Source organism: Hymenobacter terricola, from assembly GCF_017921975.2.
GTDB classification, from domain to species: domain Bacteria; phylum Bacteroidota; class Bacteroidia; order Cytophagales; family Hymenobacteraceae; genus Hymenobacter; species Hymenobacter terricola.
On sequence record NZ_JAGEMO020000023.1, the window covers coordinates 15,938 to 28,581 of the forward strand.

The window sequence follows — 12,644 nt, forward strand, 5'->3', positions numbered from 1 at the left end:
TTGTACAACGTCAAAACTCGTCATGCAGCGTGCAGCGAAGCATCTCGCTTGCCACCACTAATCCTTTTCTGACGATTGAGTTGCTGCTACACGCGAGATGCTTCGCTACGCTCTGCATGACAGGAAGGTATAGCCGCTAAATGAACGTTTTCCTGCCCCGCCAAGCGGCACGGAACTGTAAGTTACGGGAGCTTTTTTCAGATTCGGCTGCTAATCCAAAAAGTTTAGCCTACTTTCTTCAGGAAATCCAACCTGCCTTAAAATCCAGGGTCCCCAAACGTTTCCAGCACCATTTTCCTCAAACACCCCGGCAAATGCAAGGCCTGCTGCCCATTTTATTCGCTTCAGTGGCCGGAATGGGTCATGCCTTCGAACCCGACCACCTGCTGGCCGTGGGCAACCTGATTTCGCGCCGAGACACCCTTGCCGAAGCCCTTCGCGACGGGGTGTACTGGGGCCTGGGCCACACTACCACGCTGGTCGTCGTGGGCGCCGTCATCCTGCTGGGCCGCGTCACCTTCCTCACCTCCGGCTACTTCGAAGCCGCCGTGGGCCTCATGCTAGTAGTAATGGGCATCAGCCGCCTGCTGGAGCAGCGCCGGCCGCCCGCCAAGGTGCGGCCCGGTGCTGCGCCGTCGCGGGCGGCCTATGCCGTGGGCCTGCTCCACGGCCTGGCCGGCAGCGGCGCGCTGGTGCTGCTGGTGATGAGCGAAATCCGCAGCCCGTGGCTGAGCGTGCTTTACTTCGCGGTATTCGGCGCAGGCTCCATCTTGGGCATGTTTATCGTGGCCGGGCTGTGCAGCGTGCCGTTCACGCAACGGATGAAAATTAGCCGGACGTTGAAGTTTGGCACCGTTACCTTGTCGTCGCTTCTGTGCATTGGGTACGGCGGCTGGATGATTTATGGGAATGTGCGATGGTAGAACGTCAACCAAAAAGAACGTCATGCAGAGCATAGCGAAGCATCTCGCGTGCCACCACTAATTCCTGACGATTGAATTACTACCACAAGCGAGATGCTTCGCTGCGCTCTGCATGACGTTCCTCTGACTAAAACAACAATTCATGTACGTCTACCTGCTCACAAATCCCAACCGCACCGTGCTATATATCGGCGTAACAAATGACTTAACGCGTCGCCTCGCCGAGCACAGTAATAACCTGGGTAACCACGGCAAATTCACCGGCCGCTACCAGGCCAACCTGCTCGTCTACTTTGAAATCCAGCCCGATGCCACCCAATCCATTGCCCGCGAAAAGGAATTAAAAGGTTGGAGCCGCGCCAAACAAGGAAAAGCTAATTGCCGAATTCAACCCCAACTGGGAACCCATCGACCTGGAAACCTGGACTGGCCCGTTTAGTGAAACTTAGCACGTCATGCAGAGCGCAGCGAAGCATCTCGCGTGCCACCACTAATTCCTAACGATTGAAGTACTACCACAAGCGAGATGCTTCGCTACGCTCTGCATGACGTTCTTTACCGCACCCCCCCTATGCACCTCGCCCCCAAAGACCTCGACAAGCTCATCCTCCACCAGGCCGGCGTGGTGGCCCAGAAGCGCTACGCCCGCGGCCTGCTCCTGAACTATCCCGAAGCCCTGGCCCTCATCGCCACGCAGCTGCTGGAGTTCATCCGCGACGGCGAGCGGGTGGCCGTGCTCATGGACAAGGGCAAGCAGCTGCTGGGCCTGGCCGACGTGCTGCCCGGCGTGGCCGACCTGCTCCACGAAGTCCAAATCGAAGGCACCTTCCCCGACGGCACCAAGCTCGTGACCGTGCACCACCCCATCTGCCGCGAAACCGGCGATGCCGCCCTGGCCCTCTACGGCTCCGGCCTGAGCCGCGCCACTGCCCCGGCGCCAGCGCCCGCCAGCCCCCCGCCGCCCGGCGAATACCTGCTGGCCGACGGCGACATCATCCTCAACGAAACCCGCGCCACCGTCGCGGTGGACGTCGTGAACCTGGGCGACCGGCCCGTGCAGGTCGGCTCGCACTACCCCTTCTTCGAAACCAACGCCGCGCTGCAATTCGACCGCGCGGCGGCCTACGGGTTCCGCCTCAACATCCCGGCCGGCACCGCAGTACGCTTCGAGCCCGGCGAACGCAAGCGCGTTACATTAGTGGCCCTCAGCGGCGAGCGCATCGTGTACGGCGGCAATGGCTGGATTGATGGCCAGCTGGAGGATGCTGGAAAGAAGCAGCAGGCGCTTGAGAAACTTGCCAATAATTGACAGATAATCTTGTCATCTTAGCGATATGGAAAATCAAAAAAGTAATTGGTCTGACAAGATTCTTCGCGTAGCTGGGGTGATTATTCTGGCTTGCTTTTCTAAATACGTACTTGGAATCGGCTTGCTATTGATAGCATTTGCTGTCGCCATTGGGCTTGTTCTTTTGCTATGCCTTCCGCTGATTCTGTTTTACTTAGATAAGCAGTTTAAAAAGGAGCAAGAGGAGTTTCAAAAGGAATATAAGGAATTTTTAAGCCGTGTAAATGGCAGTAAATTCTTCTTTTATAACAGCCGGAGAAGCAGCTTTGAATTTGCAAAAGACACCGTTGTGCCGCAATTGCAACCCACTACAAACATTGTTTTTGTAGATGGAGAGGATATTGATTGTGGCCCTGATAGCAAGTTCGTTTCCCATATGCTTTACGGCGTGAAAGAGCGAAAAGGCTTTCCTTATCTGATTAAAATTGTCAATGAGGAACCTGTAGATTATTCAGTCAATCATCTATTCTATAACACAATGGCAGGTAAGAAGCCATTGACTCCTTTGTTACAAAGAATTGATGCTTTTTACGAAGCACCTGCTGTTTCTGAATAAGCTTTACGCTACAATATGTCCCTCCCCATCTCCCGCCGCGCGTATGCCGACATGTACGGCCCCACCACCGGCGACCGGGTGCGCCTCGGCGATACCGACCTGCTGATTCAGGTAGAAAAAGACTACTGCGTGTACGGCGAGGAATGCAAGTTCGGCGGCGGCAAGGTGCTGCGCGACGGCATGGGCCAGGCCGCCGGCATCGGGCCGGCCGACGCGCTGGACCTCGTGATTACCAACGCGCTGGTGGTCGACTACACCGGCATTTACAAGGCCGACATCGGCATCAAGGGCGGGCGCATTGTGAGCATCGGCAAGGCCGGCAACCCGCACCTCATGCCCGGCGTCACGCCCGGCATGGTGGTGGGCGTGACCACCGAAGTCATTGCCGGCGAAGGCCAATTGCTCACGGCCGGCGGCATCGACTGCCACATCCATTTCATCAGCCCCCAGCAGATTCCGGAGGCGCTGGCCTCGGGCGTCACCACCATGATTGGGGGCGGCACCGGGCCGGCGGCGGGCACCAATGCCACCACCTGCACGCCCGGCGCCTTCTACCTCGAAACCATGCTGAAGGCCACCGAAGCCTACCCGCTCAACTTCGGGTTCCTGGGCAAGGGCAACGCCAGCAAGCCGGAGGGCCTGCGCGAGCAGGCCGAGGCCGGGGCGCTGGGCTTCAAGCTGCACGAAGACTGGGGCACCACGCCGGCGGCCATCGACATGTGCCTGAGCATTGCCGAGGAGTACGACGTGCAGGTCTGCATCCACACCGATACGCTGAACGAGAGCGGCTTCGTGGAAACGAGCACCGCCGCGTTCAAGGGCCGCACCATCCACTCCTACCACACCGAGGGCGCGGGGGGCGGCCACGCGCCCGACATCATCAAAATCTGCGGCGAGCCGAACGTCATTCCCTCGTCCACGAACCCCACGCGGCCATTCACGGTGAACACCATCGACGAGCACCTCGACATGCTCATGGTCTGCCACCACCTCGACCGCAACATCCCCGAGGACGTGGCCTTCGCCGAAAGCCGCATCCGGGGCGAAACCATCGCCGCCGAAGACATCCTGCACGACCTGGGCGCGCTGAGCATCATTTCCTCCGATTCGCAGGCCATGGGCCGGGTGGGCGAGGTCATCACCCGCACCTGGCAAACGGCCCACAAAATGAAGCAGCAGCGCGGCTCCCTGCCCGAAGACGCGGCCACCCAGGCCGACAACTTCCGCGTGCGCCGCTACGTGGCCAAGTACACCATCAACCCGGCCCGCGCCCACGGCATTTCGCACGAGGTCGGCTCCGTCGAAATCGGCAAGCTGGCCGATTTGGTGCTCTGGAAGCCCGCCTTTTTCGGCTCGCGCCCCGAGATGATACTCAAAGGCGGCATCATCGCCCAATCCCAGATGGGCGACGCCAACGCCTCCATTCCCACGCCGCAGCCTTCCTTTTCGCGCCCCATGTTCGGGGCGCTGGGCGGGGCCATCGGGAAGAGTTCGATGGTCTTCGTGTCGGGCGCTTCGGTCGAGCGGGTGCGGGCTGATTATGGCCTGACGAAGCAGGTGGTAGCCGTGAAAAACTGCCGCAACATCGGCAAAAAGGACATGGCCCTGAACGACTACCTGCCCAATATTTCGGTGGACCCCGAAACGTACCGCGTGATAGTGGACGGCGTGCATCTGACGTGCGAGCCGGCGGAAGTGCTGCCGCTGGCGCAGCTGTATAATTTGTTTTAATGTAGCGCGGACTTTGTAGTCCGCGAGTTAACCAATCCACTCGCGGACTACAAAGTCCGCGCTACTATCCATGCACTTCGCCCGCCTCCTGCACCTCGTCGATTCGGCCATCCCCACCGGCTCGTTCGCCTATTCCTACGGCTTGGAAAGCAGCCTCACGTTTGGCCTAATCACCACGCCGGTTGCGCTGCGGAACTACCTGTATTCCTATTTGCAGCAAGCCGGCAGCGCCGAATTGCCCTTCATTCATTCCACTTTTCACCTCACCGAAAAAAGCCCCGAATTCCAAACGCTGGCCGAAGAATACGATGCCCAAGTATTGGTCCCCGGCCTCTATAAAGCCAGCGCCGTGCAGGGCCGCAACTGGCTGAAACTACTGGCCACGTTCTACCCGAATGCCGAATTGGAAACCATTACAAATTGGTTTGCCGCGCAGGAAATACCCCCGCACTTCACGCTGGTTTTCGCGCTGGCCTTGCAGCGGGTGGGTTTTGCTTTGGAAGAGCAAAAGGCCATGTACCTCCACATGCTGCTGCGCGACCAGCTCAGCGCCGCCATTCGCCTCGGGTTTCTGGGGCCGCTGGAGGGGCACCAGTTGCAACACGATTTCTACGCGGTGTTCGAGCATATTTTAGCGGCGCAGGAGGGGAGGGGCTTTGGCGAGGCCAGCCGCTCGGCGTTTATGCTCGATGTGGCGCAGGTGCTGCACGAGGACGTATACTCGCGGCTGTTTCAGAACTAAGTAGCGCGGACTTTTAGTCCGCGAGTCCGTATTCAACTCACCCATTCGCGGACTAAAAGTCCGCGCTACTACTTATGGCTTTTGTCGAAAAACTTGCCCTGCTCCTCCACGGCCATACCCACGAAGCCTACGAATCGCCCGGCGACTTCAACGAGCGCGAAACGCGCCGGCTGCCGTCCTACCGCAACTTCCGCAAGCGGGCCTTCACCGTGGGCATCGGCGGGCCGGTGGGCACGGGCAAAACGGCGCTGCTCAAAGCCCTGTGCGAGCGGCTGCGGCACGAGTTCGAATTGGGTGTGGTGACGAATGATATTTTCACCCGCGAAGACGCTGAATTTCTCATTCGTAACAGCGCCCTGAGCGAGGACCGGATTGTGGGCGTGGAAACCGGCGGCTGCCCGCATGCCGCGATTCGGGAAGATATTTCGCTGAACATGGACGCGCTCGAAGGCCTCATGCAGCGCTTCAACTACGGCCTTGATTACCTCTTCGTGGAAAGCGGCGGCGACAACCTGGCCGCCCACTTCAGCCGCGAGCTGGTGGATTATTCCATCTACGTCATCGACGTGTCGGGCGGGGATAAAATTCCGCGCAAGGGCGGCCCCGGCATCACGCAGTCCGACCTGCTCATTATCAACAAAATCGACCTCAAAGACTTAATCAAAGCTGACCTCGGCGTGATGGAGCGCGACTCGAAGAAGATGCGCGGCGACGGCCCGTTTCTGTTTGCGCGGGCCGTGGATGGCTTTGGGCTGGAGGAGATTATCGGCCATATCAAAGCGGCCAAGGCCCGCGCCTTGGCCGCCGTGCGGGAGGACAGGCGGTAGGAGAGTAGCGCGGACTCTGTAGTCCGCGTCCCCCACATTATGCACATCCGGAATACGGCGCGGGGGCGCGGACTACAAAGTCCGCGCTACGGCTAATATTTCCGTCCCAACGGGTTATACCCCAGCAATTCCCCATCGGCCAGTGCCGCCAGAATCTGCTCGCACAGCGGCTGCAAGGCCATGCGGCTGTGCGCGGCAGCCCGCAGCACCCACACGTTCTCCCGCGCCTGGGTCACGGCCACCACGCACTCCTGGCCGCTGAGGCTGAAATGCGGGCTGGCCCCGCCGGGCATCTTTTGCTGCTTCAGCACCGCTGCCAGCCGTTGGAAGCGGGCATCTTCGGGGCGGCCCACCAGAAAGACCGAGAAGAAGGTTTGGTACCCGGCGAAGTTGGCCGGCGCGGCGGCAATGTGTTCCTCGGGACGAAACGCAAACCTATCCAGGAGCACCAGCCGCCCGTCCACCCGCACCCGCAGCTCCGAATGCAGCGAGGTGAAAGCAAACCGCTCGCCCAAATCCATGCGGCCGGAGTGAAACCAGTCGACCAGCAGCAGCAGCGCTGTGGGTTGGATGTTCCATTCCTGGGTTTGGCGGTAGCGGCTTTCGGCTTGCAGTACCACCGGGTCGGGAAACACGACGGCCAGGGCGTTTTCACCCAGCTCGCCCACGGTGTGCTGCTCGGCCACCGCCCCGTCGATGGACCGAAAAATCTTCGTGCTGGCCTGCGTGCTGAGGATGAGCTGCGTGTCGGCCCCGCCCGAAATGCGCAGCCGGATGGCATCGCCGGCCACCATGCCGCCGCCGTAGCTGCTCAGCACCACGTGGCAGGCGCTGGTGGGCGAGGCCGGCTGGAGCAGCTTGAGCGGCTGGATGTTTTTGCAGGCCACGAGGCGCGATTTGCCGCGCACCGATGCCACGGCCAGCGTGCTCCATTCCGTCGGCTTGGGCAGGCGGGCCGGCAGGGGAGCGGCGGGTTCGGGCACGGGGCAGCCTTCGGTGCGTGAGGTTTCCATAGGTAGTGGCGGGGCTGCGAAGTACGGCCCTGGCGCCGGCTCGCCCATCATGGTGGCTGTCGAAAGGCGGCCGCGCCGCTCGGTTTGCGTTCGTAAGTGCCCGGCACGGCGGACAATAGAGTAAGGCAGCGCAGCGTTTTGAAGTAGCGGCGGGAGGCTGTATTTTCGGCCTGTACCGCGCTTCACTTATGCAGAACTATTACCGCGTTCTGGGCATCAGCCCTTCGGCCTCGGCGCTGGAAATTGAGCAGGGCTATCTGCGCCAGCGCACCCGCCTCAAGCGCCTGGCCGTGGACCCCGCCATGAAGGCCCGGCTGGTCGAAGTGGAGGCCGGCTACGGCATTCTGGGCAACCCCCGCCGCCGCCTGGCCTACGACCTGCTCCGGGCCCATGAGCCCGCCGCCCCCGCACTCCCGGCCCGGCCCACCGCCGACGAGCGCCAGCTCCGTTACGCCCGCGTGGCCCGCCGCCTCAACGCCGCACTGCTGGCCTGCTGCCTGCTGCTGGGCCTCGACTGGGCCCTGCCCGCGCGCGAATACGCCAACGAAACCGTGCACAGCCGCTTTCCCATCTCCGTTTCCGCCTCGCTCTCCGACCCGCAGCTGGCCTACCGGGTGCACACCGACCACACCACGTTCCGCCTGCCCAGCGCCCTTGGCCACCGCGTGCGCATCGCCCAGCACATCACCGTGTGGCAAACGCCCTTGCTGGGGATTGTGCAGCGCGTGAGCTCGCCCGCTTCGCCCGACGGGCCGGCCCCTTTTCAGCCCTATGGGGGCACTATTTACGGGACGTTTGCGCTGCTGCCCCTGTTGCTGGCGGCCGTGGCAGCCGTGGGCGTGTGGCCAGGCCGTACCGCCGAAACCTATGTTAACACGGCCGTCGTAAGTGCCTTGCTGGCTGTGCTGGTGCTGGTTTTACTGCTGTGGTCCTGAGCGGAACGGGGACGAAACCTCAGCCCAGCCGCTGGTTTTGCCGTACCAGTAGCCCCGTTTTACCCGTTCAGTTTTCCCGTGCCCATGTCGTTTACTGCTGCTCAGCCCGAAGATTTGTTGTTTGATGCCGCCCGCCGCGGCGATGTTGCGGCCCTGAAAGAATTGCTGGCCACCGGCCTTCTCATCAATACGGCCAACGCCAAAGGCTTCACGCCGCTCATTCTCACTGCCTACGACAACCACCTCGACGCCACCAAATTCCTGCTTGAAGCCGGGGCCGACCCCAACGCGCAGGACGCCTCCGGCAACACCGCCCTGATGGGCGTCAGCTTCAAAGGCTACCCCGAAATCGCCCGCCAGCTCATCCGGCACGGCGCCGACCTCGACCTGCAAAACGGCAACGGCGGCACCGCCCTTATGTTTGCCACCATGTTTGGCCGCAACGAGCTGGTGAAGCTCTTGCTCGACGCCGGCGCCGCTGCCACTATCCAGGATTTTCGCGGCCAGACCGCTCTGCACCTGGCCGCCCAGCAGGGCAACGAAGGCGCCTGGGCCTTGCTGGGCGGCGAGCCGGCCGAAGCGGAAGAATAAACCAACCGTCATGCTTCGACTACGCGGCCGCCAGATAAGCATGACGGTCGGTTACCCGATTTTCACCCCACCATAAATGTGCGCATGCCCAGCCCGCCGTAGCTTACTTCCTCGAACAGCTGCTGCACGGGTTCATTTTTCCCGGCCAGGCCCACGGTGTAGAGGGTGGGCAGATAATGGTCGAGCGAGGGCACGGCCAGCGGGCCGCTGCTGCCAGCCTTGGTGTAGTCGGTCAGGGCGCGGTAGTTGCCGCTGAGCAGGTGGGTTTTAAACCACTCATCAAACTCCACGGCCCAGTCGTAGGGCGTGGCATCGCCGGCCATGAGCCTGGGCACGCTCTGGCGCAGGTTGTGCACCACGTTGCCGCTGCCCACGATGAGCACGCCCCGCTCGCGCAGAAACCGGAGCTGCCCGGCAAAGTCGAAATGCCACTCCAGCGGTTTGGTGGCATCAATGCTGAGCTGGAACACCGGCACATCGGCGGCCGGAAACAGGTGGTGCAGCACCGTCCAGGTGCCGTGGTCGAGGCCCCAGTCGTTGGTGCCGTGCACGTCGGGCACTTGGGCAATGAGGTCGCGCACCAGGGCCGGCGCGCCGGGGGCCGGGTACTGCATATCGAACAATTCCTGCGGGAAGCCGCCAAAGTCGTGAATCGTTTCCGGCCGCTCGTTCAGCGTAGCAAACGTGCCCCGCGTGAGCCAGTGCGCCGACACCACCAGAATGGCCGAGGGCGGCCGGTTGCGGCGTAAGTCTTCGCCCACCTGCCGCAGCTTGCGGGTGAACGGGTTGTCTTCGATGGCATTCATCGGCGAGCCGTGGCCCACGAAAAGCACGGGCATGGGCGCCGTTTTGGCAAAACTGGAAGCGGTGGCGTGCAGGGACTGGAGGTTCATGGCAGCGGGAGCGAGGGGCAGCACGCCCGGGGTTTTTAATAATGGGCGGCGTTCCATAAAATCATTAGGTTAGAATTCAGCTACAAATTTCCCCCGCTTATAATGGCTATGCCTTGAGGTATGGTAAGAAATAGGGGCTCGTAGCGCGACCTTTATAGTTCGCGTCCCCGCGCCGTTAAAACCGCTCGAACGGCGCGGGGACGCGGACCCACAAAGTCCGCGCTACAATGAAAACCGACCCCTACGCCGCGCTGCGGACCTATTTCGAGCAACGCGCCGCCCTCTCCGAAGAAGAGTTTGCCGTGCTGCGGCAGCTTTTTCGGCCGCGCACCATGCAGCGGCACGAAGTGCTGCACCTGGCCGGCGAGGTGGCCAGCTACGGCGCTTTTGTGGCGCGGGGCTGTTTGCGGGCTTTCGTGGTCGATGCGCAGGGCAAGGAGCACATCCTGCAATTTGCCCCCGAGCAATGGTGGATTGCCGAGCAGCACAGCCTCAGGCACCACGCGCCAGCGCTATTCGCCATCGATGCCGTGGAGGATTCTGAAGTACTGCTCTACGACGCCCTGTTCTACCACCAGCCCGGCCTGCCCACCGTGCGCGATTCCGAGATGACCATCGCCATGCTCACCAACCGCATCTACGCCATGCAGCAGCGGCTGGTGCTGCTGCTCAGCGCCCCGGCCAAGGTGCGCTACCTCGACTTCCTCCAGACCTATCCCACCCTGGCCCAGCGCCTGCCACTACGGCTCATCGCCGCGTACCTGGGCATCACGCCCGAGTCGTTGAGCCGCGTCCGGCACGAGCTGGCCCACGTAGCGCGGACTTTGTGAGTCCGCGCGTGAACAACCCCCGTCCGCGCTACCGGCTACCCAATGCTGCGGACAACCCCGCCATCCACACGCACCGAAGCGCCGTTGGTGGCCGCTGCCAGCGGGCTGGCCAGGTAGGCCACCATACTAGCCACTTCATCGGTGGTAATGAAGCGCTGGAGCAGCGACGTGGGCCGGTCGTTCCGGAAAAACTCGTGCTCAGCTTCCTCTTTCGACTTGCCCTCGCCCGCCATTTTCTTGATGAATTCGTCCACGCCTTCGGAAGCCGTGGGGCCGGGCAGCACCGAATTCACCGTTACGCCGGTGCCCTTGGTAAGCTCGGCCAGGCCGCGGGCTACACTAAGCTGCGCGGTTTTGGTGGTGCCGTAGTGAATCATCTCCTGCGGGATTTGCAGCCCCGATTCGCTTGAAATAAACAGGATGCGGCCCCAGTTGCGCGCCAGCATCAGCGGGAAATACTGGCGGGCCAGGCGCACGCCGCTCAGCACGTTCACTTCGAAGAAATGCAGCCAGTCCTCGTCGGAGATTTCGGCGAAGGGCTTGGGCTCGAAAATGCCCACGTTGTTCACCAGAATATCCACGGTGGGCACGGTGCGCAGCAAGTTTGCCACTTCGTCGGCCTTGCCGAAGTCGACGGCTACGCCCCGGACCACGGCGCCCGGCGTGGCTTGTAGAATAGCGGCTTTGGCCTCCGCAATGCGGGCTTCGGTGCGGCCGGTGATAATGACTTCGGCCCCCTCGGCGGCGAGGCGGCGCGCAATAGCCAGGCCAATGCCGGCCGTGGAACCAGTGACGAGGGCGAGGCGGTGGGCAAGTTGCAAATCCATAAAGAGCGGGGGAAATGAGCAGATATACCGTGCTAAACCAGCAGAGCCAGCATTTGGATACGTCGCCGCGCTCGAATAGCGGCCCGGCCGCTGCCTTTTACTCTGGCTGGGGCTCAGAATGATATTTCCGCGGCTGCGAGGCAGCGAAAGCAACCCGCAACCATCGTTAAAAATTCTACTATCAAATGACGAGTAGAGTTAACGATTATGCTTGCAAAAGTGCATTTTCATAGGATTTAGGTAATGTGCAATAAAATGTCCTGATTCAGGGAAATGATTTATGTAGATGCTAACCAAAAAATTGCTTTATTTGCTTCATGTAGTGCCAATTCCTGTGATAAACAGGGCAATGGCGAGAATCAAAAACAGCTATATCAAGTGGGATTATTTGTCATTAATCAATGATTGATAATAATTAAATACGAACCGATAATAGGATGTCTTGCCCGGTATACCACAATTAGATTTTTTGAGTAAGTTTCAGCAGCATACAGTCTTGGGCCCTTTGCGCAATCGATAGCAGAAAACGATTGTTGCCGGTGCCCATTTCTTTTCTCTCTTCATTTTCAACCACAAACCCACCCAACTATGCTGTTTTCCTCTACTCTAGTGCTTGTTAGTCACCTGCTGGCCGCGGCTATTGCGCCCGCAGAACCCATTTTGGCATCCGGCCCGGCCATGGCCAGCCACGCCGCCCTGCCGGCCGTGGCGGGCCGCGTCATCACGGAGGCGGGCGAGCCGCTGCCGGGAGTATTTGTGGCGGTGCAGGGCACGCCCCAGGCCACGAGCACCAATGCATCGGGCAACTTCCTACTCACCCTCACCAACGTGAAGTCGGTGCTGCTGTTTAAGTGCCAGGGCTACCGCGACCAGATGATGCCGGTGGCGACCGGCAACCAGATGACCGTGAAAATGTATGCCTTGAACCGGCCGGCGCCGTCCAGCCTATCAACGGAACCGGCTGAAGCGGCGGCGGCCCGCGCGGCGGAGCCGACCTCTGCCAGCCCCAGTGCGGTGCTGAGTTTTTCGGAAGTGCTGCCCACCTTTCCGGGGGGCGAGGCGGCCTACCGCAAATACATCGGCCAGAATGCCCATTTCCCGGAAGAATTGTTGGCCAAGGCGGTATCCGGCACGGTGTACGTGAGCTTTGTGGTGGACGAGCAGGGCCGCATTACCGACGCGGAAGTGGCCCGCGGCTGCGGCAATGCCTTCGACCAGGAGGCGCTGCGCATCATTCGGCTCATGCCCTGGTGGAACCCCGGCACGATGGCGGGCAAGCCCGTGCGGGTATCGCGCATTCTGCCGGTGCCCTTTGTGTTCCGGCAGCGCGACTAGCCGGCCTTTGCCAATGAACCCCCCAAGCCGGCCCGGTGCGATTACTTCGTGCCGGGCCGGCTTTTTTGCCTGGGTGCGCAGCAACCTGCGGGC

14 protein-coding genes are annotated in these 12,644 nt (G+C 61.2%); 11 read left to right on the forward strand and 3 right to left on the reverse strand.

Features of this window, described 5'->3' with window-relative positions; translation table 11 throughout:
- Positions 1 to 314: 314 nt before the first annotated feature.
- The 7 genes from J4G38_RS16300 to ureG all read left to right on the forward strand — a co-directional run bounded on the left by J4G38_RS16300 (position 315) and on the right by ureG (position 6,127).
- Complete coding sequence (locus J4G38_RS16300; RefSeq protein ID WP_210519515.1) at positions 315 to 923, forward strand: urease accessory protein; 609 nt, start codon at positions 315 to 317, stop codon at positions 921 to 923.
- Between the two features lie 142 nt (positions 924 to 1,065).
- On the forward strand, positions 1,066 to 1,362 hold the full coding sequence (locus J4G38_RS16305) for a GIY-YIG nuclease family protein (protein WP_317198205.1): 297 nt from the start codon (positions 1,066 to 1,068) through the stop codon (positions 1,360 to 1,362).
- A gap of 132 nt (positions 1,363 to 1,494) precedes the next feature.
- Positions 1,495 to 2,232: an urease subunit beta gene (locus tag J4G38_RS16310; RefSeq protein WP_210519517.1), complete on the forward strand. Its 738-nt coding sequence runs from the start codon at positions 1,495 to 1,497 to the stop codon at positions 2,230 to 2,232.
- 25 nt (positions 2,233 to 2,257) lie between these two features.
- Positions 2,258 to 2,827 (forward strand): hypothetical protein, encoded by a 570-nt coding sequence (locus J4G38_RS16315; RefSeq protein ID WP_210519519.1) that lies wholly within the window; start codon positions 2,258 to 2,260, stop codon positions 2,825 to 2,827.
- Positions 2,828 to 2,842: 15 nt separating this feature from the next.
- Complete coding sequence (gene ureC / locus J4G38_RS16320) at positions 2,843 to 4,558, forward strand: urease subunit alpha (RefSeq protein ID WP_210519521.1); 1,716 nt, start codon at positions 2,843 to 2,845, stop codon at positions 4,556 to 4,558.
- 70 nt (positions 4,559 to 4,628) lie between these two features.
- Complete coding sequence (locus J4G38_RS16325) at positions 4,629 to 5,300, forward strand: urease accessory protein UreF (RefSeq protein ID WP_210519523.1); 672 nt, start codon at positions 4,629 to 4,631, stop codon at positions 5,298 to 5,300.
- Positions 5,301 to 5,374: 74 nt separating this feature from the next.
- Positions 5,375 to 6,127 (forward strand): urease accessory protein UreG, encoded by a 753-nt coding sequence (gene ureG / locus J4G38_RS16330; RefSeq protein WP_210519525.1) that lies wholly within the window; start codon positions 5,375 to 5,377, stop codon positions 6,125 to 6,127.
- A 92-nt stretch (positions 6,128 to 6,219) separates the two neighbouring features.
- On the opposite strand, the gene J4G38_RS16335 is transcribed toward ureG, so the two are convergent.
- Positions 6,220 to 7,140, reverse strand: coding sequence for an urease accessory protein UreD (locus J4G38_RS16335; RefSeq protein ID WP_210519527.1), 921 nt, complete (start codon positions 7,138 to 7,140; stop codon positions 6,220 to 6,222).
- Between the two features lie 188 nt (positions 7,141 to 7,328).
- On the opposite strand from J4G38_RS16335, the gene J4G38_RS16340 reads away from it, so the two are divergent.
- Both J4G38_RS16340 and J4G38_RS16345 read left to right on the forward strand, forming a co-directional pair.
- Entirely contained in the window at positions 7,329 to 8,075 is a 747-nt protein-coding gene (locus J4G38_RS16340) for a J domain-containing protein (RefSeq protein WP_210519529.1), read from the forward strand.
- Positions 8,076 to 8,159: 84 nt separating this feature from the next.
- On the forward strand, positions 8,160 to 8,666 hold the full coding sequence (locus J4G38_RS16345; RefSeq protein WP_210519531.1) for an ankyrin repeat domain-containing protein: 507 nt from the start codon (positions 8,160 to 8,162) through the stop codon (positions 8,664 to 8,666).
- Positions 8,667 to 8,728: 62 nt separating this feature from the next.
- On the opposite strand, the gene ygiD is transcribed toward J4G38_RS16345, so the two are convergent.
- Positions 8,729 to 9,559 carry a 4,5-DOPA-extradiol-dioxygenase gene (ygiD, locus tag J4G38_RS16350; protein WP_210519533.1) on the reverse strand — a complete coding sequence of 277 codons (831 nt, stop codon included), beginning with the start codon at positions 9,557 to 9,559 and terminating at the stop codon, positions 8,729 to 8,731.
- Positions 9,560 to 9,786: 227 nt separating this feature from the next.
- Between ygiD and J4G38_RS16355 the strand changes: the two genes are divergently transcribed.
- Positions 9,787 to 10,389, forward strand: a complete 603-nt coding sequence (locus J4G38_RS16355) for a Crp/Fnr family transcriptional regulator (RefSeq protein WP_210519536.1) — start codon at positions 9,787 to 9,789, stop codon at positions 10,387 to 10,389.
- A 35-nt stretch (positions 10,390 to 10,424) separates the two neighbouring features.
- Here the strand turns inward: J4G38_RS16355 and J4G38_RS16360 are convergent, their stop codons facing one another.
- Entirely contained in the window at positions 10,425 to 11,216 is a 792-nt protein-coding gene (locus J4G38_RS16360) for an SDR family NAD(P)-dependent oxidoreductase (RefSeq protein WP_210519538.1), read from the reverse strand.
- 588 nt (positions 11,217 to 11,804) lie between these two features.
- Between J4G38_RS16360 and J4G38_RS16365 the strand changes: the two genes are divergently transcribed.
- Complete coding sequence (locus J4G38_RS16365) at positions 11,805 to 12,551, forward strand: TonB family protein (protein WP_210519540.1); 747 nt, start codon at positions 11,805 to 11,807, stop codon at positions 12,549 to 12,551.
- Positions 12,552 to 12,644: the final 93 nt, after the last annotated feature.

Excerpts from the sequence above, each read along its gene's own strand:
- J4G38_RS16300 (WP_210519515.1), top strand. The coding sequence starts at position 315 with ATGCAAGGCCTGCTGCCCATTTTATTCGCTTCAGTGGCCGGAATGGGT.
- J4G38_RS16305 (WP_317198205.1), top strand. The coding sequence starts at position 1,066 with ATGTACGTCTACCTGCTCACAAATCCCAACCGCACCGTGCTATATATC.
- J4G38_RS16310 (WP_210519517.1), top strand. The coding sequence starts at position 1,495 with ATGCACCTCGCCCCCAAAGACCTCGACAAGCTCATCCTCCACCAGGCC.
- J4G38_RS16315 (WP_210519519.1), top strand. The coding sequence starts at position 2,258 with ATGGAAAATCAAAAAAGTAATTGGTCTGACAAGATTCTTCGCGTAGCT.
- ureC (WP_210519521.1), top strand. The coding sequence starts at position 2,843 with ATGTCCCTCCCCATCTCCCGCCGCGCGTATGCCGACATGTACGGCCCC.
- J4G38_RS16325 (WP_210519523.1), top strand. The coding sequence starts at position 4,629 with ATGCACTTCGCCCGCCTCCTGCACCTCGTCGATTCGGCCATCCCCACC.
- ureG (WP_210519525.1), top strand. The coding sequence starts at position 5,375 with ATGGCTTTTGTCGAAAAACTTGCCCTGCTCCTCCACGGCCATACCCAC.
- J4G38_RS16335 (WP_210519527.1), bottom strand. The coding sequence starts at position 7,140 with ATGGAAACCTCACGCACCGAAGGCTGCCCCGTGCCCGAACCCGCCGCT.
- J4G38_RS16340 (WP_210519529.1), top strand. The coding sequence starts at position 7,329 with ATGCAGAACTATTACCGCGTTCTGGGCATCAGCCCTTCGGCCTCGGCG.
- J4G38_RS16345 (WP_210519531.1), top strand. The coding sequence starts at position 8,160 with ATGTCGTTTACTGCTGCTCAGCCCGAAGATTTGTTGTTTGATGCCGCC.
- ygiD (WP_210519533.1), bottom strand. The coding sequence starts at position 9,559 with ATGAACCTCCAGTCCCTGCACGCCACCGCTTCCAGTTTTGCCAAAACG.
- J4G38_RS16355 (WP_210519536.1), top strand. The coding sequence starts at position 9,787 with ATGAAAACCGACCCCTACGCCGCGCTGCGGACCTATTTCGAGCAACGC.
- J4G38_RS16360 (WP_210519538.1), bottom strand. The coding sequence starts at position 11,216 with ATGGATTTGCAACTTGCCCACCGCCTCGCCCTCGTCACTGGTTCCACG.
- J4G38_RS16365 (WP_210519540.1), top strand. The coding sequence starts at position 11,805 with ATGCTGTTTTCCTCTACTCTAGTGCTTGTTAGTCACCTGCTGGCCGCG.